The sequence below is a fragment of the Vreelandella boliviensis LC1 genome (genome assembly GCF_000236035.1).
Classification (GTDB): domain Bacteria; phylum Pseudomonadota; class Gammaproteobacteria; order Pseudomonadales; family Halomonadaceae; genus Vreelandella; species Vreelandella boliviensis.
This window is the reverse complement of the sequence record NZ_JH393259.1, coordinates 271,094-289,979: the sequence shown is the minus strand read 5'-3', so window position 1 is coordinate 289,979 and position 18,886 is coordinate 271,094. Positions and strand designations below refer to the sequence as shown.

Annotated in this window: 17 protein-coding genes; 2 read left to right on the top strand and 15 right to left on the bottom strand. The window is 53.9% G+C overall.

Going from position 1 to position 18,886, the window contains the following annotated elements; genetic code table 11:
- Positions 1-10: 10 nt before the first annotated feature.
- The 5 genes from tamB to galU all read right to left on the bottom strand — a co-directional run bounded on the left by tamB (position 11) and on the right by galU (position 9,060).
- Positions 11-4,024 carry an autotransporter assembly complex protein TamB gene (tamB, locus tag KUC_RS15835; protein ID WP_050804878.1) on the bottom strand — a complete coding sequence of 1,338 codons (4,014 nt, stop codon included), beginning with the start codon at positions 4,022-4,024 and terminating at the stop codon, positions 11-13.
- A 48-nt stretch (positions 4,025-4,072) separates the two neighbouring features.
- Positions 4,073-5,926, bottom strand: a complete 1,854-nt coding sequence (gene tamA, locus KUC_RS15830; protein WP_040481239.1) for an autotransporter assembly complex protein TamA — start codon at positions 5,924-5,926, stop codon at positions 4,073-4,075.
- 104 nt (positions 5,927-6,030) lie between these two features.
- A complete protein-coding gene (locus tag KUC_RS15825) occupies positions 6,031-6,864 on the bottom strand; it encodes a hypothetical protein (protein WP_007114233.1) in 834 nt (277 codons plus the stop codon).
- A gap of 9 nt (positions 6,865-6,873) precedes the next feature.
- On the bottom strand, positions 6,874-8,166 hold the full coding sequence (locus KUC_RS15820) for a nucleotide sugar dehydrogenase (protein ID WP_007114232.1): 1,293 nt from the start codon (positions 8,164-8,166) through the stop codon (positions 6,874-6,876).
- A 3-nt stretch (positions 8,167-8,169) separates the two neighbouring features.
- Positions 8,170-9,060 carry a UTP--glucose-1-phosphate uridylyltransferase GalU gene (gene galU / locus KUC_RS15815; RefSeq protein ID WP_007114231.1) on the bottom strand — a complete coding sequence of 297 codons (891 nt, stop codon included), beginning with the start codon at positions 9,058-9,060 and terminating at the stop codon, positions 8,170-8,172.
- Between the two features lie 151 nt (positions 9,061-9,211).
- Here galU and ubiG point away from each other — a divergent pair, with 151 nt between their 5' ends.
- Positions 9,212-9,928: a bifunctional 2-polyprenyl-6-hydroxyphenol methylase/3-demethylubiquinol 3-O-methyltransferase UbiG gene (ubiG, locus tag KUC_RS15810; RefSeq protein WP_040481238.1), complete on the top strand. Its 717-nt coding sequence runs from the start codon at positions 9,212-9,214 to the stop codon at positions 9,926-9,928.
- A complete protein-coding gene (locus KUC_RS15805; RefSeq protein WP_007114229.1) occupies positions 9,929-10,597 on the top strand; it encodes an HAD-IA family hydrolase in 669 nt (222 codons plus the stop codon).
- Positions 10,598-10,630: 33 nt separating this feature from the next.
- Here the strand turns inward: KUC_RS15805 and KUC_RS15800 are convergent, their stop codons facing one another.
- The 10 genes from KUC_RS15800 to ruvA form a co-directional block, all read right to left on the bottom strand.
- Entirely contained in the window at positions 10,631-11,392 is a 762-nt protein-coding gene (locus tag KUC_RS15800) for a YciK family oxidoreductase (protein WP_007114228.1), read from the bottom strand.
- A 44-nt stretch (positions 11,393-11,436) separates the two neighbouring features.
- The gene (gene ybgF, locus KUC_RS15795; protein ID WP_040481236.1) at positions 11,437-12,231 is read right to left on the bottom strand and encodes a tol-pal system protein YbgF; all 795 of its coding nucleotides are present in this window, start codon (positions 12,229-12,231) and stop codon (positions 11,437-11,439) included.
- Positions 12,232-12,326: 95 nt separating this feature from the next.
- Entirely contained in the window at positions 12,327-12,866 is a 540-nt protein-coding gene (gene pal / locus KUC_RS15790) for a peptidoglycan-associated lipoprotein Pal (protein WP_040481235.1), read from the bottom strand.
- A 54-nt stretch (positions 12,867-12,920) separates the two neighbouring features.
- The gene (gene tolB, locus KUC_RS15785; protein WP_007114225.1) at positions 12,921-14,207 is read right to left on the bottom strand and encodes a Tol-Pal system beta propeller repeat protein TolB; all 1,287 of its coding nucleotides are present in this window, start codon (positions 14,205-14,207) and stop codon (positions 12,921-12,923) included.
- Positions 14,207-15,373 (bottom strand): cell envelope integrity protein TolA, encoded by a 1,167-nt coding sequence (gene tolA, locus KUC_RS15780; protein WP_040481392.1) that lies wholly within the window; start codon positions 15,371-15,373, stop codon positions 14,207-14,209. Before tolA ends, tolB begins: the two co-directional genes overlap by 1 nt.
- Positions 15,374-15,386: 13 nt before the next feature.
- Positions 15,387-15,824, bottom strand: coding sequence for a protein TolR (tolR, locus tag KUC_RS15775; RefSeq protein ID WP_040481233.1), 438 nt, complete (start codon positions 15,822-15,824; stop codon positions 15,387-15,389).
- Positions 15,825-15,836: 12 nt separating this feature from the next.
- A complete protein-coding gene (gene tolQ, locus KUC_RS15770) occupies positions 15,837-16,532 on the bottom strand; it encodes a protein TolQ (RefSeq protein WP_007114222.1) in 696 nt (231 codons plus the stop codon).
- A 58-nt stretch (positions 16,533-16,590) separates the two neighbouring features.
- Positions 16,591-17,004 carry a tol-pal system-associated acyl-CoA thioesterase gene (gene ybgC, locus KUC_RS15765; RefSeq protein WP_255157801.1) on the bottom strand — a complete coding sequence of 138 codons (414 nt, stop codon included), beginning with the start codon at positions 17,002-17,004 and terminating at the stop codon, positions 16,591-16,593.
- Entirely contained in the window at positions 17,001-18,038 is a 1,038-nt protein-coding gene (ruvB, locus tag KUC_RS15760; protein ID WP_007114220.1) for a Holliday junction branch migration DNA helicase RuvB, read from the bottom strand. The genes ybgC and ruvB overlap by 4 nt, the downstream gene beginning before the upstream one ends.
- A gap of 113 nt (positions 18,039-18,151) precedes the next feature.
- Positions 18,152-18,760: a Holliday junction branch migration protein RuvA gene (gene ruvA / locus KUC_RS15755; RefSeq protein WP_007114219.1), complete on the bottom strand. Its 609-nt coding sequence runs from the start codon at positions 18,758-18,760 to the stop codon at positions 18,152-18,154.
- Positions 18,761-18,886 lie beyond the last annotated feature (126 nt).

The following is an 18,886-nucleotide window of genomic DNA, read 5'->3' as shown; positions in this document are numbered from 1 at the left end:
TCACTCTCACTTATTGCTGCTGTAGGATTTCAGGATTACCGGAACGGGTAAAAGTGTAGATTAAATCCACAGCTTGGTTGGTACCCGATACGGCCTGTACATAAAGGTTACGCCATAGCGTGTAGCGTAGAGTTAGTTCCGCAATTGGTGAGAAAATGCCCACGCCATAACTAATCCTAATATCGTCGGTGAGTTGGCCGCTGACAGCGACTTGGCTGTCGTCACCTGTACCGGCGGTATCCAGGGTTAAATCGTCAATACCAAAAGCCTCACCGATGGAGCCCACCGCACCACCTGTGCGCCCTAATGACATCCCTATCAGCGCGGTTGTCAGTGCGCTATCCATGCCGCCACCAGAGGCATCCGGCGCACGACCCCGTAACAGGTAGGAGAGCGCACGGGATTCATCCATTGCCGGTTCAGAAAAAATCAGTACATTCGGCGCTTCGGCGCTACCTGTTACTCGCAAACCCGCGATGACACCATCTTCGGTAACGTCAGGGTTGCGAATGGCCTCGAAGTCTAGTGTAGGCAGACCTGGAGGACCGCTAAACAGCAGTTCACCGCGGCGTATAACCAAGTCTTGACCGAACGCTTGGAAACGACCATCGACCAAATTAACATCGCCAAACAGCTGCAACGCCCCGCTGCTTTGGCGTATTTCCAGTGAGCCTCCCAAACCAGACTCAAGGCCGTAAGCTGAAATATGCATATCACGTCCCAGTGTTAAGGTCACCAGCACATCAATGGCCATTCCTGTGGCGGCAAGCTCATCCGCGGCACTGGGGCCATCCCCGTTAGCAGCCGCACGCTGAGCTTCAATTGCAGCCTGGCGATCATCACGCTCGGTAATAATCACTTCATCGCCACTCGGTGTGATGGCTGATGAGGGTATATTGCCCATTTCAAGCCGTGCCCAAGGTATATTGACATCCCCCCTCACTTGCAACCTTTCAGGCGTGACCCGGATACGGATATCAGGGGCTACCTCAAGTTGGCCGAACTGGGGCAGTACGGCCAAGATAGGCTCTTGGACTGCATTAAGATCAACGCCAATCCTCCAATCATCGCCGCTTGGCCAATAAGCATTACCGGTGATTTCCATACGCCCACGCTCTGCGGCTAGATAACCGTCAATTTCCCCCTGCTCACCGTCGAAAGAGACCACCAGTTCGCCATCTCGAACATCGACAGGAATATCTGGGCCACTTACACCGATACTGCGCAGTCCAAGCTGGCCCTGTAAGTCAGGCTGAGCGGTTGAGCCGGTAATTTGGACGCTGCCGCTAAGATCACCTTCCAATCGATCCATCCCCACCAACATGGGCCGATAGGGCTGTAACGACACATTGTTTGCACGCAGCTCTCCTGATAATACGCCTGACCCTAATGGGTCGTTGATCGACAGGTCTAAGTTGAGATCTCCTGCCTCGGCAAGCGAGAGCGATACATTGGCATCCACCTGGGCTTGGGTGGCTTCGATCTGAGCGTCTAGATTGATCTCTGGCAGTTGGACAGGCTGACCATAATCATTGACGGCGGTAATCGCGAGTTCGCTAAGAATTTGTAGATCTACCTGCCATTGGGTACCACCCTGGCGCCAGTTGGCGACGAGATCCGCCGTTGTATCGCCCTCTAACTGCCACTCTTCCGGTAAAAAAGGCTCTAGCATTTCCATTGGCACTTCACGCACCGAAAGCACGGCGCTGCCCTGCTGCGCAGAGGCATTGATTTCCTCTTCAGAACAGACCAGCCCGCCCTGCTCACGGCGCAGGCAAAACGGCGACAGGAGCGCCTGACCATTAGCCAGTTCGTAGCGTAAGTCTAGGGGCGATTCAAGGCGAATATCCCCAGCGTCAGAATCGAATTCCAGGGGAGTTACGCGAGCCTGATACCGCGGGCCCTGCTTGTCATAACGGCCATCCAAGGCAAGCAGAACACGGTTTAGAACGCTGTTGTTGGCGCCTTGGGCGGTCAATTCAAGCCGGTGTTCAGAGAGGCGCCCAGCAAGATTTGCCTCAATGTTTGTCAGCGCCTGCCCCCCCGCATTGACGTTCTGTAGCGTTAGTTGTACATCCAAAGAGGGGTCATCGATGCCCTGTACATCGGCATCTAACGCAAGCCGTTCAATCCTGTTTTCGCCAAAACGCAAGCCATCGCCCTGTAAATTGGCGAGTAATTGGGGCTGATTAAAACTACCACTCGCCTCTAGCGTTCCCACAATAGTGCCCGCCAAATCTGGCGAGAGGGTTTGCAGCTGGCGTAGCGCAATATCAGCATTTAACGACATGGCCTGCTCGCTGATTTGCCCCGCTGCTTCTAGGCGATTATCCCCTTGAGTAAACAGTAGCTCGTCAATATCCAACTCAAAGTTGCTGTTAGCGTCAAAGGCCGCTTGCAGGGTTAACGGATAGTCGCGCAGCTCACCATCAATCGCTAAGCTGGGCACGCTAATGGCCCACAGTTCCTCTTGCTGATGCAGCCTAAGCTCAATGTCACCGTTTAAATTACCCTCTAGCTGATCAACGAAATGGGCAGGGTTAAACTGATCCAGACGAATAGTCGTGTTGACCTGTAGCGGTGCTACCCAGCTGATGTTGCCTTCGCTGCGCAGGGAGCTTTCGTCGACTGCGAGGGTGAGCGGTTGCCAACTGAACTGCTCAAGATCGCCCTCGCCGGTGACGTTAATTTGAGTGCGCGGCAGGCTCGGACCCTCAACCGTCATAGCTAACTGAGCACTATAATCGCTCAGGCTGCCGGTTAGCTGTAGATCCAGGCCATCCACTATATAGGGGTCGGTGGCAGCTTCTTCAGCGCTGTCATCGACGCGTTCATCTCTACTGGCATCTCCGCTGACAGGTAAAGGCCACTGTACTTGGTCACTTTGCAGCTGCAGTTGAAACGGCAGCGTTGGGGCCAGCACGTCTACTTGGCCGCTTAGTGACGCATTGACCGCACCGAATGCATCCAACTGCGCTTCAAGTGCATCCAGTGGGCCAGACAGCGTTAACGTTAAAGACTCGCCACTTAGTTCAGGATAAATCCCGGGCAAAAACAGTTCTACGTTTAAGCGGGCTTCGAGTGGATAGTTACCGCTTAAAGTAGCGTTCGCAGTTAATTCAGCTTCAGCATCCGGCGTAACCACGGAAAGCTCGGTTAACTCAACGTCATTACCTTTGGTTAGCAACCCAAGCCGCAGTCGCTCAACGCGATACTCGGTGGCCCCTTCCAAACGAAAATCGTTAAGCGTGAATTCAGGTATCTGGATATCAACCGGTAGCGTGATATCCGGCAGTTCCAGGCGTTCGCGCTCTGCGAGCTGATCTTCAGGCGTTTCCACCGCCGCCTGGACCTCTCGGGGTGGTTGATTGAGCAAGATAGCGGCATCGATAGCTTCAGCATAAAGCGGCGTTTCAATGCCTTGGGTGAGCAGAACGCCCGATGATGGTGGTATATAGAGGCGAGGCTGATCCAAGTGCGTTGGCGAGAGTCGCACTTCGTTTCCTTCAGCAACGGCCGCTGAGCTTAAGGAACGCCACGTCACTTCGGTACCATTGGCCAGCCGCAGGCTGACATCGTTCAGTAATAACGAACGAAGTTCGATGGGAAAAGGAAAACGAATAGCCAGCGGCGTCCCTTCTTCTTCGGGTGGTGGTGCCTGCTCATTGGATGAACCTAGCCGAATATCGGCACCCACCACACGCAGTGTGTCAATGCATAAACGCCCTGACAACACACAGTCATCCGCCCACTGGAGTTCAAACTCATCCACAGTTATGCGGGTTTCTCCCAGCTGAAGTTGAAAATCTTCAAGCTGAAAATGGTCAAGCAAGCCGCCTTCATGATGCGCGTAGGAGAAGAAATCACGCTGCTCACCCTGCGTGAGCAACACCCCCGTGCCCCAAGGAGATAACGCCACCCCCACAATGAGCGCCACAATGCCAAACAGCCAAATGGGCAGCACGATAACAAGACGCACAAGGCTCCAGAGCAAAAGCCAGGCGCGATATTTGGGAGACAACATAAGGCGTTTATCAGATGTAGCTGGCTCAACCTGCGACAAGTCTCTCTCCTAGAATTCTGGTCCAATCGAAAAGTGCAAACGCCAATCGTCTTCGTGGTCGAAGGGGTGGGCAATGTCAAAGCGAACTGGCCCCACAGGCGAAACCCAGCGCACCCCGGCCCCGGCGCCTGTTTTCAAATCATTGGGGCCCCAGTTATCAAAGGCGTCGCCGTTATCCACGAAAGTGGCACCCCACCAATTCCCTTTCACACGCCGCTGATACTCAAGGGTCGAGGTGAGCATTTGCTGGCCGCCGCGTAGTCGGCCCTCTTCGTTACGGGGGGATAAGCTCTCATAAGAGTAGCCACGCACACTGCGGTCGCCGCCCGCAAAAAAGCGCAGCGATGGCGGTATTTTGGCAAAATCATCGGTTTCAATGGCCCCTAAACTGATACGTGCCAAGAAGCGGTTATCATTGCCAATCATACGGATCCACTCCGTATCTCCCGTAATGCGAGCAAATGTCGCATCTGATCCCCAGACGGTATCTGAGAACTCTAAAGAGAGCTGCTGACGGTCACCCCATAATGGGAAGCGTTGAGGACGAGTTCGCGTGCGTGACCACTGGATACCAGGATAAAACAGCCATACCTGATCCGCTTCGCCGCCCTGCTCGAAGTCTTCATAGGTAGTGCGGAAAAAGAGCGTTTGTACCCAGTCGTTATCGAACTTCCACCGCCGAGCAAGCTCGACGGTGCCTTCTATTGATTGAGTGTCACTATCGTCGACATTTCGGATCCCGTATTGAAGCCGATAGCTATCGCGAAGGGGGTTCTCGAGTGGCACATTATACGCCCCGGTAAAACGCTGTTCCGGGGAGGATAAAAAGAGGTCGTGTTTAAGGCTGTGACCATAGCGATTGATCCACGGCTGCTCCCAACCAAAGCGCAGCCGCGGCCCTACATCGGTAGCATAACCAATACCCACTTCGAACTGGTGACGATCAGCAGGTGTGACGCTGATATCGATGGGCAACTGGGTATTATCGCGCATATTAATACTCAACGCACTGGCCAGTGCTGCGCTGCTCAAACGAGGTCGTTTGGGCTGCGATGCAGTGGCTTCGCTCCACCAAGGATCACCACCACCAAAGGGTGCGACAGTTAATTCTTGAGCGGTTTCAAGGCGCGGGCGAACCGATACCGAGCTAAACCAGCCGGTTTCTGCAAGCGATTGGTTATATTCTGCTAAGGTTCTCGCCAAATAGGGATCACCCTGCTCATATGGCTGCATGCGACGCAACCGGTCTAGCACAATATGGCTGCCGGTTATTGAGGTTTCACCGAATTGGTAGCGGGGGCCGCTGTCGAAATCCATATAGAGGCGCGCACTTCGCAAATACGGGCGTACTTCCATGCGCCGATCGGTAAACCCCCAGTCAAAGTATCCTCGCTCGATAGCCAATCCTGAAAATTGACTACTTAGCCGATCCCAAGGGGCATGCCGCAACACATCCCCCTCTTGCAGGGGAAAGTCTTCTACTGCCTGTTGAAAAGGCGGGTCATCGCTCGCATCGCCTTCCACATTGATGGACAGAATTTCAATTTCAACCTGGGGGCCAGGCTCGATTTCAAGCCAAACGCGCTCATCAGTGGCGCGCTCAAGGGTTATATCCGGCTCGTAGTAGCCATAAACACGCATTGCTTCCTGGGTGCGTCGACGAATTTCGCCCTCTAAGCGCACCTCAGTATATCGCGCTGCATCGATGTTCTGTAAATAGGCTTGGATATTGCCTTCGACCTCATCGGAAACGCCCGCAATGGTCGCCTCTAATGCCCATGCACCATGTGATACGCATAACAGGGGTAGCACTGCAAAAAACGTGCGTCCTGTGGCTGATGTCCATCGCCGTTGTCTTCCCATACATTTTTATCCCAACCTAAATCAGCGGCTTCATCGCCTAAGCATTTCAACGCGCAAGCATGTCAAAGATTAAGCAGTCACATTTATACACTCGACGCAATTCGTTAGCGCAACATCTCTAGCTGGGCACTGAAGGCAAGCTGTGCTTGACGTACTTGGCGCACATCGCTTTCCAGCGAATTCAGGCGTTGAGACCACTCCTGCTCCAATGTTTCCAGGGCTTCCTGGCCCGCTGGCGATTCTATCTCTGCGACAGACTCTGCAAAGGATGTTTCTAGCTCATCAAAGCGGGCCTCAATCGCGGCTCTTTGCTCAGACAACTGTTCTTCCCATGCGCTTCTGACACTATTTATCTGGCTATCCAGTGCTGAAAGGCGCTGCCCAGTCAATTGCTCCTGGTGGACAACTTCTTCAACGAGATTTTGACGACCAGACGTTCCTGTTTGTTCCAGCGCATTAAGAGATTCCCGCACTGCCATAAGTTGACTGTCACGCAACTCAGCCTGCTCCCTCAGCTGAGCCAACTGCTGCAAAAGCGTATTGATCGAATCACTGGAGACCATATCCTCATTCATGGTGAGTAAACTGTACAACTCCTCGCGGGTATCGGCCAACGACATAGATAGCTGCTCTTGCTCTTGGAAAAGCGTCGACATCTGTGCTTGTACAAATGTTATCGTGTCTTGTACATCTGTGTCATCCGAATCCAAGCGGGCATGCACGTTAGAAACTTCACCACTCACCCGATGTAGCTCATCTAAAAGTCGTTCACGTTCGTACCAAAGTCCAACTGCCGCCGCGCCCAATAGCGCAATGATCAGTAGCAAGCATAGCCATAGCGGCCATAGCGTCGGCCCCTTTCGGTGGCGTAAATGTTGCGCCGTCAAGCTTTGATCCACATCGGGCACAATACGAGAGGATGCGGTGGCGTCTGGCATGACATTTCCTCAAAGAGTCTTCGGATCGGCACGACGGCCAATACCTCGGTACATTAATCCACAGCTGGCAACAAATTCAGGGTCGTAAATATTGCGCCCATCTAATACGAGTTTAGCGTTTAATAGCGAGCCGAGTCGGTGCCAGTCAGGGTTCCAATACGTTTTCCATTCGGTCACCAGCATTAGCACATCGGCCCCCTCACAGGCTTGGTAGGGGTCATGAGTATAGGTACGCAGATCGTCACGCTCGCCTACCAAGGCGTGGAGAGCAGGCACCGCCGCTGGGTCGTGGAGTTGAACCTTAACCCCCTGCGCCCAAAGCGCCTCAAGCAAAGTTAATACTGGGGCATGGTCAATACGCGCAGTGCCGGGTTTAAACGCAGCGCCCCAAATCGCCACAGTCTTACCTGCTATCTCGCCAGCAAAGTGAGCCCACAGCTTGCGGAACAGTGTTTCTTTCTTCTGCTCATTGATATCCATCACCTGTTCAAGCAGCGCGGAATAACGACCACTTTGCAGTTGAACGTCGGCCAGACGCATCAAATCCCGTGAGAAGTTAGGCCCGCCAAACCCACACCCTGGGTAGAGATACTCAAAACCGATACGTGAGTCGGCGCCCATTCCCTGACGAACATGTTCGACATCCACCCCCAGGGTATCAGCCAAGCCAGCAATTTCATTCATATAACTGATGCGCGTAGCGAGCATGCCGTTAATGGCCAGCTTGGTGAGCTCCGCAGCGCGACGTGGCATACATTGAAATACTTCGCTGCGGCGATTAAATGCACGTAGCAGCTCTCTTGTCACCTGCTCGCCAGTTGCATTATCGCAACCCAGCAGCCGCCTAGCGGGGCGGGTAAACGAGTCCCACGCCCGGCCCTCTTCCAAAGTATCGGGGAGTGCAACACTGGTATGCTGCGCGCCCAGCAGCGCATGTAGGCGCTCGGTATCGCCGACTGGAAACGTTGAATTATTAATAAGCACAATGCCCTGCTGATCAGCTAATAGCGGATCTTCAACCAGAACACTGGCCGAGCTGCGCTGCTCGGGCGATAATGCCAGCCAGACCACTTCAGGGATGGCAGCATCTTTAAGTTGCTCTATGACCTGGAGAGTTCCCTCTGCCAAGCCCTGCTCCAGATGCGCCATCAGCTGAGGCTCGCTATGTAGCCAGCCCACCTGGGAAAGTGCTGACCAGGGAGCATCGGAATGAGGTAACCACTGCACCTGATGGCCCACCCAGGCCAACGCCGCGGCTGCCGTCGCTGCGCTTAATTCGCTACCGTAAAGTAACACCCGCATGGGTTACCCTCCTTGATGGTAACGTGATAGCAGGGCTTTGAAACCTTCGCCAAACTCTGGATGACGACGCGCGTAGGCGAGCGTGGCTTCAAGGTAACCCAGCGGCTGACCACAATCGTAGGTAGTGCCCTGCATACGATATGCCTGAACGCCCGACTGTTGGCGCAGCGTTTCCAGCGCATCGGTCAGTTGAATTTCACCACCGGCACCGGGCTGTGTTGCTTCTAAAATAGGGAAAATATGGCCTGGCAGCGCATAACGACCAATCACTGCTAGATTTGAGGGCGCCACATCGCGCTTAGGTTTTTCCACCATCCCCACGAGATCTACCGATTGATTTGGGGCGGGCACGTCACCGGCTGGCGCCACGATGCCATATTTCTCTACTTGCTCCCAAGCCACCTCTTCCACCATCAGCTGCGCCTTTTGCTGCTGATCATACGTCGCTAACATGTCGGCCAAGTCGGTCGATTGGTTGGCGCTGTTATCGACCAGCACGTCGGGGAGCAGCACCGCAAAAGGTTCATCGTCGCCAATAATCGGGCGAGCGCATAGCACTGCATGACCCAACCCTAGCGGTACACCTTGACGTATGCTGATAATGCTAACGTTGTCAGGCACGAGGTTGCGCAACATCGCCAAAAGCTCGTGCTTACCTTTCGCTTCCAGGCTAGCTTCCAGCTCGGCGTGGGTATCGAAGTGGTTTTCGATAGCGCTTTTATTGCTGCTGGTGACCAGCACAGTCTCGCGAATACCAGCGGCAATTGCCTCTTCAACGACATATTGAATGACTGGCCTATCGACAATCGTAATCATCTCCTTGGGAATAGCCTTCGAAGCCGGCAAGCAGCGGGTGCCAAACCCAGCAACAGGAAGTACGGCCTTGCGAATCATAGAGAGGTCCTTTTCATGCGTTCCGACACAGGAGTGGTTAGAATGTCCATAATACTGAAGGCGTGGATGGATGCCACCTCGCCAATGGACGGTAACCAGTGATTAAGCGTCAACTTTTCGCTTAATGCTCAATGACAATGGGAGTCAAAACATGCAAGCGACACCACAGGATAGCACTGCTGGTCACTATCAAGACAACGTCGATGCCGCCGAAGTCGCTAAATTTGAAGCGCTCGCTAGCCGCTGGTGGGATCCGCAGGGTGAATTTAAACCGCTCCACGAGATTAACCCTTTGCGCCTCGATTTTATTGATGCGCGTGCAGGGTTGGCGGGCAAAAAAGTGCTGGATGTGGGTTGTGGCGGCGGCATTTTGAGTGAATCGATGGCCAAACGTGGGGCTAAAGTAACCGGCATTGATCTTGGTGAAGCGCCAGAGCGCGGCGTTGAGGTTGATTATCAGCACATCAGCGTGGAAGCCATGGCGGTCCAAAAGCCCGGCTTTTACGATGCAATAACCTGCATGGAGATGCTTGAGCACGTACCCGACCCGGCGTCCGTGATTCGTGCCTGCAGCGCCCTGGTTCGACCAGGCGGTTATGTATTTTTCTCTACGCTGAATCGCACTGCCAAGTCCTACGCGTTCGCAATACTAGGCGCCGAGTACGTGCTTAGACTGCTGCCCCGGGGTACGCATAACTATGCAAAATTTATTCGCCCTTCAGAAATGGCCGCCTGGTCTCGTGACAGTGGTTTAGAAGTGCGTGAGCAGACAGGTCTTACCTACAACCCGCTAACCCGACACTACCGTTTAGTTGGCCATGATGTTTCGGTCAACTACATGATGTACTGCCGCAAGGTGAGCGATTAAATGCCGATGCAAGCACCTAAAGCGATACTCTTCGATCTAGACGGCACCCTGGTAGATACCGCTCCAGATTTAGCCCAAGCAACCAATGCGCTACGTATTCACCATGGCTTAGAGCCACTTCCCTTTGAAGTGATTCGCCGCCAAGTCTCTAACGGCGGAAGTGCGCTGGTCACGCTGGCGCTAGGGTTAGAAGCCACATCTGAGGGACACACTCAAGCGCGTCAATTTCTACTTGATGCCTATGAGCAGGCAGTAGCCGTGCATAGCAGGGTTTTCTCGCCACTGGATATGTGGCTGCAAGAGTGGCACGGCGACCAGCGGCCCTGGGGGATTGTGACCAATAAACCCCGCCGCTATACCCTACCGCTATTGGAAGCATTGGCTCTGCAGCCCGGCGCGCTACTCTGTGCGGATGATCTGAGTGTTAAAAAACCAGCCCCCGAGCCGCTCTGGGAAGCTGCTCGACGCCTAGGCGTCGAGCCTGAGCAGTGCTGGTATATCGGTGATCATGCGCGGGATATAGAGGCCGCCGTAGCCGCAGGCATGACCGCCGTGGCGGTTGGCTATGGCTATATTAGCAAAGAGGATGACTACCAGCGGTGGCCTGCTGATTTCTGGTTTGGAGAGTGTGAAGCACTCGTCGATGCCCTTGGCGCGTTTAAACGCTAACCACCGAGAACATCGACATCGCCATTTTGGCGTTTATACTTTGGGCGGTTGGGCATCCAGCTTTTGGCCGCTGGTGCCTGCACTGTCTGGACCCATAAGCCATAAGTAGGTAGGCATAATGTCTTCCGGGGTGCGTAACGTGAAAGGGTCTTCACCGGGAAATGCGCTACGCCGCATTTGGGTTCGTGTAGCACCTGGGTTGAGCGAATTAACCCGGATATTGGACTGATTGTCCAACTCATCGGCCAGCACCTCGACGAAGCCTTCGGTGGCAAACTTAGAGACTGAGTAAGCGCCCCAATAGGCGCGGCCTTTGCGGCCAACGCTGGAGGAGGTGAAAATAACCGACGCATCATCAGACGCTTGCAGCAGAGGTAATAGTGCCTGAGTCATCCAGATGGGTCCATTAATATTGACCTGCATTACCTGCTGCCAAAGCTCGGGATTATACTGCTCAAAGGGAGTGATGCGGCCTAACAGCCCGGCGTTATGCAGCAATCCATCCAAGCGTCCAAACTCTTTGTCCAACGTTTCCGCCATATCATGAAAATCCTTTAGCGTGGCGCCTTCAAAGTTGAGCGGAAAAATGGCTGGCTGGGGGCCTCCGGCCGCTTCGATTTCATCATAAACGCGCTCTAATTTGGCAATGGTACGCCCCAATAGAATCACCGTTGCTCCGTGCTGGGCATAGCTCAACGCTGCCGCACGGCCAATTCCGTCGCCTGCGCCGGTTACCAACACGATGCGATTTTCCAATAGGTTGGGCGCTGGTTGATAGTCGATCTTGCAGCTCATGCTGATTCCTTGAAACTATTCTTAGAAACTATAAGGAGCAAAATTTAACTTGCTGATTGGCGTAAAAAATCATTGGCAAGGCCTGCGGCACTGCTCTGCGGGTAGTCATCACGCACTTGTTCAAGCAGCTCTCGACTGCGCTCTGCCTCGCCTTTACGTGCTTTTACCAAGCCTAACTTATAAATCGCATCCGGCACTTTGCTGCTGCCGCTATACTCCTCGATCACACGGCTAAACGCTTGATCAGCGGGATCCAGCTTGCCTTCTGCAGCGTATAGCTCACCCAGCCAGTAGTGACCATTAGCCGTTAGGCTAGTATCAGGGTGATCGGTAACAAAGGCTTCAAACGCCGCAATAGCTTCATCAAAACGACGCGCCTGCACATGTGCGAAGGCCGCTTGGTAATCAGCTTGGGCGTCCTCACTGACATTACGGCTGGAAGGAGCATTAACCACTTCCTCGGCAGCTTCTGGCTCTACCGCAGGCGTTGACTGCTCAATCTGCGTTGGGCCGCTGCTCATCAGGCGATCTTCAATATCGAGATACTGCTGCTGAGATTGGCGGCGCAACTGCTCCAGCTGGTGACGCAGCTCTTCTATCTGACCACGTAGCTGCTGGATTTCCTGCTGGTGTTCCTGTACCTGATTAAACAGCACCAGATTACCGCTGGACGCTTCCTGTCGCTGCGTCTGCTGATAGAAGCTGCTGTTGGAAGCGTTGGAAAGGTCTTGAACGAGCGGCTGTTGAGCGGTGGCCGTTAGGGACAATACGGACAGCGGGAGCACTAAGGCTCCCGCACCGCACAGCCTCTCAACGTAACGCTTAAGACTGTTATTCATGATGACTCCGGAGACGTAAACGGCGTGCGGTTAGCCGCACGCCGGATTCATCAGTGGTTAAACACTAAATAGTTAAATGCTCAGTCGTTAAATGCTCAGTAGTTAAATACAACGCGACGATTCTGAGCGTAGGCGCTATCGTCTTGGCCATTGACGGCCGGACGTTCTTCACCATAACTAACAACACTCATTTGTGAAGAAGAGACACCCTGAATATTCAGGAAGCGCTCTACTGCACCGGCACGACGCTCACCCAGCGCCATGTTGTATTCACGGGTGCCACGCTCATCTGTATGCCCGTGGAGAACCACTTGAGCATTCGGATTGGCACGTAAATAACGCGCATGTGCCATCACCACCGATTCGTACTCGCTCTTAATCGTATCGCGGTCGAAATCGAAATAAATGGTGCGTACTTCAGGAATGCGCGAATCAGCCTGCTGACCAGCACCTGAACCAGAAGTAGAACCATACTGACTACCCGTGCCTGTACCCGAGGTGCTGGAACCTGTAGTGCTGCCATCCTGGCTGCCGTACGAATCACCATCTTGGGTTCCGCCGGTGCTGGAACAGCCAGCGATTACCACGATAGAAAGCGCTGCTGCTAATGAGCGAGCCAACGGTTTAATTTGCATAATCAGACTCCTTGCCTGAAAACTAAAAATTTCGATGTTAATCAATTAAGTTGATCAATTTAAGAAGGGTGACCAAGCTGGATCACGTACATCACCTTGTGCTGATGGCAGTCTAAATGATGAGCGACCATCGGCAGAAACAGCACTAAGCACCCCATTGCTACCCTGTTGGGTAGCGAAGATTACCATGGTCCCGTTCGGCGCAACACTAGGAGATTCATCTCTTGTTGATTCACTTAATACCACTAAGCGGTCCCCGCTTAGGTCTTGCCTTGCCACTTGGTAACCACGGCTAGAGCGGTGGATTAAGAATATCTGCTCACCAGCCGGCGAGTAGCGACCACGGGCGTTGTAGTTACCGGTAAATGTCAGGCGCTGAGCCTCGCCCCCACCCAGGGAATACTGGTAAAGCTGGGGGCCACCGCTTCGATCTGAGGTAAACAACAGGCTGCGTCCATCCGGCGCCCAAGCGGGTTCCGTATCAATGCTGTTGTTATTGGTAATACGCTCTAGTGAACGGTTGGCGACATCCATTATGTAAATTTCAGGCTGGCCATCTTTAGACAGCGACATAGCGATACGCCGCCCATCCGGTGACCACGCCGGCGCGCCATTGATACCCTCAAACGAGGTCGCTTGCACGCGCTGGCCAGTCGCCACATCCTGGATATAGATCGCCGGACGCTCAGTTTCAAAAGAGACATAGGCGAGCTTGGTGCCATCAGGCGACCACGACGGCGACATGATTGGCTCATCAGAGGTCAACACTTGCTCACTACGGCGACCATCAGCGTCGGCAACGTACAGGCCAAACTGCATGTTGTCACCAACACCCTGTGCGGTGACATAAGCAATCTTGGTCGAGAAAGCACCACGAATACCGGTAATCTCTTCAAAGATTTGATCGCTGATGTAGTGAGCCGCCCCGCGCAGGTCATCGCCTCTTACTGTCACGGTTTCACCAATCATTCGACGCTGACCGCTGATATCCATCAGTTCGAATTGAAGCTCAAAACCACCGTCAGTTTGTGCTGCCCTGCCTACCACTAGATAGCGCACGTCTAGAGAACGCCAGGTACCAAACTGAACATCATCAGATTGGCTAGGTTGCTCAAACATAGCGCTACGCGCTAAGGGAGCAAAATAGCCACTGCGCTCAAGGTCATCTTGAACAATCTGTGCGACATCTTCGGGAAGGCCGTCTGAACCGGCGAACGGCACCACCCCAATAGGCAGCGCTTGATCGCTGCCTCGCGTGATCTCAATGGTTAAATTAGCACTTGCCACACTGCTGACTAGCAGCAGAAGACAGAACAACCACACTTTACTCAAGCTTTGCATCAGCGAACATCTCCTGGGGTAAATCGCAGATTAAACTGACGTAAATTACGTTGCTGATCGGCTGGCAAATCTCGCAATTCACCAAACGGCGCAGCATGTTCCACGGCCTGCATCACAGACCGGTCAAAAGCACTATCGCCGCTTGATGCCACAATCGACGTTGCCAACAACTCTCCTGATGGGCCTAGCCGTACTTGTAGCGTAGCACTCATCGAATCACTTGCACCGGGCGGAAACACCCACGCCTGCTCAACAGCACGACGAACAATGTTGATAAAGCTATTGGCCGCCTGCTCAGCCTGCTGGGCATTGGCAGCCGCTTCGGCTTCACCGGCCAACTGGCGCTGCATGGCCGCCTCTGCAGCTTCCGCGGCTTCGCGTTGGCGCTCAGCTTCTGCTTCACGACGCTGCTGCTCTTCGGCTTCACGTTGCCGCTGCGCTTCTGTCTCTCGCTCTCGCTGAGCCTCCTCTTGCTCACGGAGACGCTGTTCTTCGGCTTCACGCAGTCGTTCGGCTTCAGCTTCTTCGCGCTGCTGTTGTTCTGCCGCTTCACGCTGACGTTCGGCTTCTTCCGCCTCACGTCGCTGCTGCTCTTCCGCTTCGCGCTGGCGTTCTGCTTCATCTTCTTCGCGTTGCTGTTGCTGTGCGGCTTCCTGCTGGCGCTGCGCCTCTTCCACTTCACGCTGGCGCTGTGCGGCAGCTTCCGCTTCGGCTTCACGTTCAGCCGCTTCGGCCGCCTGTTGCTCAGCCTGTTCAGCCGCTTCTTCAGCTCTGCGCTGGGCCTCATCCTCCGCGGCCGCACGCGCTTCTTTTAGCGCTTGAGCCTCAGCTTCCGCCGCCTGCTGTGCTGCCTCTTCTGCAGCTTGCTGCTCAGCAGCAGCCTGCTGTTCACTGGCTGAAGGCTCTTTCGGTGCCTCCGGCTCGGTAGGGGCTTCGGTGGGCGCATTCATTGCCGCCTGCCCTTCTATTGCCTGCTGTGCCTGATCAGTAAACGTTTCGGTACTTACCAGCGTCGCCTGCACAATCGAAGAGCTGTCAGGCTCTGCGTCTCGACTAGGAAGGCTAATTAAGCTAAACGCTACAATCGCGACGTGCACGCCTATCGCCAGAACGGTCGGCCACTTATAGCCGACATCCTGAGGATCGCGCGGAGGTTTCAATACCATGTGCGCCTTGCCCTTACCCATCTTGCGGCGGCTCAGAAAGCAGCCCCACATTAGCAACGCCGGCGCCTTGTAGGGTACTCATTAAAACGACAATCTGCCCATAAGCCACATTGCGGTCACCGCGTACCATGACAGGCGTGCCTGGGCGTCGCTCAAGAATCGTGGTCACTCTCGAAGACATCTCATCCAGCGTGACCGACGTGGAGTCTTCCCCCAGCGTGATGAAGTAACCACCGTCGCTATTAACCGAGATAATGATGGGATCATTATCTTCCTGTGTCTCAATGGGCTGGGAGGTTACTTGCGGCAACTCAACTTGTACGCCCTGGGTCAACATGGGTGCGGTGATCATAAAGACCACCAGCAGTACCAGCATAATGTCGATGAAAGGAACAACGTTAATTTCTGCCATCGGCTTACTTGTACTACTACGATTGAACGGTCCTTGCATGACTCTCTCCCCTTAGCTGGCGCTCGGTTTGCCGTCACGGCCCTGCAAATTGCGGTGCAGGATAGCGTGGAACTCTTCGGCAAAGTCTTCGTATTTGCCGAGCAGGCGAGAAGACGAATTGGACAGTCGGTTATAGAAAATCACCGCAGGAATCGCCGCAAATAGACCCATGGCTGTCGCAATTAGCGCTTCAGCAATCCAGGGGGCCACTGTAGCAAGAGTCGCTTGTTGAGTCAGAGATAAGGCCTGAAAAGACCCCATAATGCCCCACACGGTGCCGAACAGGCCGATATAGGGGCTAGCGGAGGCAACTGTGGCAAGAAACACTAAATGTTGAGTTAAGCGATCCTCTTCCCGAGACCATGCTACGCGCATGCTGCGCTGTACACCCTCTAGTACGGTATCCGGGTCACGAGTCTTAGGCATCAAACGGTTAAATTCGCGGAAACCGGCTTGAAAGATATGTTCAGCGCCGTGGCGCGGGTCATCGGCGGGGATCTCACGGTAGAGCTCGTTTAAGTCGACACCTGACCAAAAAGACTCCTCAAATTGGTTGTACTCTTTCTTGGCACGACCCAGCGCAATACTGCGCTGGAAAATCACTACCCAAGAGAGGATCGACCCCACCAACAGTAGCAGCATTACCAGTTGCACTACCGTACTGGCGTTCATTATCAAATGGGGAATGGACATGGTGTTATCGTTCACAGGTGCCCTCATCAATCTATTAGGGTCGGTATTGCCGACGCAGTGAGTGACCTCTTGGTTAAGAGGCCCGGGTCAAAACTTTAAGCGATGATGGCCATGCTTTAGGCCGTAAACGCTCGGTGCTCAAGCAGGCTATCTCGACTGTGGCAGAGCAAAGGAGTTCCTCATCACGCCAAACTTGCTGTTCAAATGTCATCCGACAGCGGCCAACGTCGGTAACGTGAGCACTAATTTCCAACGCATCGTCCAGGCAAGCTGGTTTCGCGTAGTGACAGGCCAAGCGGTATACCACTAGCTGCGTACCTTCGTCTAGCAGCGTTTGCTGATTGAGCCCCAACTGGCGGAGCCATTCGCTGCGCGCACGCTCCATAAACTTCAAGTAGTTAACGTAGTAGACAATGCCGCCTGCGTCAGTATCTTCCATATAAACGCGCAACGGCAGGCGGTAGCCCTCGCTTATGTAACGACTCACGGACGGCGCTCTCCTTCCATATCGGTTGCCTGTTCGTGAGGCACACGCTCAAAGTGTAGCCATGCTTGGCGGGTGACCACCCGACCGCGAGGGGTACGCATCATTAAGCCCTGCTGAATAAGATAGGGCTCAATGACATCTTCGATAGTGTCACGCTCTTCACTGATCGCAGCGGCGAGCGAGTCAATGCCCACCGGCCCACCGTCAAATTTATCGATCATGGCCAGCAGTAGCCGCCGATCCATATGATCCAAGCCATGGTGATCCACGTTGAGCATATTGAGCGCCGCATCCGCCATGGCAACATCGACCACGCCATTACCTTTCATTTCAGCGTAATCCCGCACCCGGCGTAGCAATCGGTTGGCAATTCGCGGCGTGCCCCTTGAACGCCTGGCCACTTCAATGGCGCCAGCGTGGCTGGTTTCGACGCCTAACAGGCGCGCCGAGCGCGAGACAATTTCAGTCAGCTCTTCCAGGTTATAAAATTCGAGCCGTTGAACGATACCAAACCGATCACGCAATGGAGAGGTCAATAACCCTGCCCGGGTGGTCGCGCCTACTAGCGTAAAGCGCGGAAGATCTAATTTAATGGAGCGAGCCGCAGGCCCTTCACCAATCATGATATCGAGCTGAAAATCTTCCATAGCCGGATAAAGTACTTCCTCCACCACCGGCGACAGGCGATGAATTTCATCGATAAAGAGCACATCGCCAGGTTCTAAATTAGTCAGCATCGCGGCTAAATCGCCTGCCCGTTCCAGTACCGGGCCTGAAGTCGACTTCATGCCGACTCCCATCTCGGTGGCAATAATATGCGCAAGGGTCGTTTTACCTAACCCAGGGGGGCCAAATACCAGGGTGTGATCCAGGCTCTCTTCGCGCTGCCGGGCGGCGCCGATAAAGATTTCCAGCTGTTCACGCACACGCGGCTGGCCAATATAATCATCCAGCCGTTTAGGGCGAATCGCGTAATCAATACGCCCCTCTCCCTGTTCAGGCTCAGCGGCGATCAGCCGATCGTGTTCTAACATAGGTGCTCTTCTTTATGGCGATTCAAAAAGGTCTATTCACAAAGCTCTATTAACAAAGATCTATTAACAAAGAACTATCCACTAACCGCAATTTCGTACTTATTCCGCTCTACTTAACCACTCATGCGCTGGGTGAGCGCGGCTTTAATCAGCGCTTCGGTAGACTGATTGGGGTCGATATCGGCGAGCATTTTCGACGCCTCAGTCAGTTTATACCCCAAGCTGACTAATGCGGCTTCCGCATCGGCGAGGCTATCTCGGGCACTAGCGCGGCCATTAGTGGCCTCAAGGGGCAGTAGCGCGTTGCTGCCGTCTTCCCACTCGGGGAAACGGTCGCGCATTTCAATTATCAGCCGCTCAGCGGTTTTCTTACCCACCCCTGGCAGCGTTGTCAGCGCTTTACTGTCGTCATCACGCACGCAACGCATGAAGGCGTCTTCGTCCATACCTGACAGGATGGCCAGTGCCAGCTTGGGCCCTACGCCATTGACCTTGATCAATGCGCGGAACAGCGCACGTTCGTGCTCACGGCCGAAGCCATAGAGTAAGTGGGCGTCATCACGAATGGTTAAATGAGTGAATAATGAAACGCTCTCGTTGATCGCTGGAAGTGCGACCAGCGTATTCATTGAGGTTTCCAGCTCGTAACCTACGCCGTGAACGTCAATTACAATCCAGGGAGGTTGCTTTGCCACTAGCTGGCCACTCAGACGTCCAATCATAAATTCGCTCGCACCTGGAAGAAAAAAACAGTGAAAAACAATAGAGAGAAAAACAGAGGGTTACTATAAAGCGACTCTGTACAGGTGACCAGTAGTTCAAGGAGAGTGACGAGGCCAGATTTCCGT

Coding starts and splice junctions, on each gene's coding strand:
- tamB (WP_050804878.1), bottom strand. CDS start 4,024: ATGTTGTCTCCCAAATATCGCGCCTGGCTTTTGCTCTGGAGCCTTGTG.
- tamA (WP_040481239.1), bottom strand. CDS start 5,926: ATGGGAAGACAACGGCGATGGACATCAGCCACAGGACGCACGTTTTTT.
- KUC_RS15825 (WP_007114233.1), bottom strand. CDS start 6,864: ATGCCAGACGCCACCGCATCCTCTCGTATTGTGCCCGATGTGGATCAA.
- KUC_RS15820 (WP_007114232.1), bottom strand. CDS start 8,166: ATGCGGGTGTTACTTTACGGTAGCGAATTAAGCGCAGCGACGGCAGCC.
- galU (WP_007114231.1), bottom strand. CDS start 9,060: ATGATTCGCAAGGCCGTACTTCCTGTTGCTGGGTTTGGCACCCGCTGC.
- ubiG (WP_040481238.1), top strand. CDS start 9,212: ATGCAAGCGACACCACAGGATAGCACTGCTGGTCACTATCAAGACAAC.
- KUC_RS15805 (WP_007114229.1), top strand. CDS start 9,929: ATGCCGATGCAAGCACCTAAAGCGATACTCTTCGATCTAGACGGCACC.
- KUC_RS15800 (WP_007114228.1), bottom strand. CDS start 11,392: ATGAGCTGCAAGATCGACTATCAACCAGCGCCCAACCTATTGGAAAAT.
- ybgF (WP_040481236.1), bottom strand. CDS start 12,231: ATGAATAACAGTCTTAAGCGTTACGTTGAGAGGCTGTGCGGTGCGGGA.
- pal (WP_040481235.1), bottom strand. CDS start 12,866: ATGCAAATTAAACCGTTGGCTCGCTCATTAGCAGCAGCGCTTTCTATC.
- tolB (WP_007114225.1), bottom strand. CDS start 14,207: ATGCAAAGCTTGAGTAAAGTGTGGTTGTTCTGTCTTCTGCTGCTAGTC.
- tolA (WP_040481392.1), bottom strand. CDS start 15,373: ATGGTATTGAAACCTCCGCGCGATCCTCAGGATGTCGGCTATAAGTGG.
- tolR (WP_040481233.1), bottom strand. CDS start 15,824: ATGCAAGGACCGTTCAATCGTAGTAGTACAAGTAAGCCGATGGCAGAA.
- ruvB (WP_007114220.1), bottom strand. CDS start 18,038: ATGTTAGAACACGATCGGCTGATCGCCGCTGAGCCTGAACAGGGAGAG.
- ruvA (WP_007114219.1), bottom strand. CDS start 18,760: ATGATTGGACGTCTGAGTGGCCAGCTAGTGGCAAAGCAACCTCCCTGG.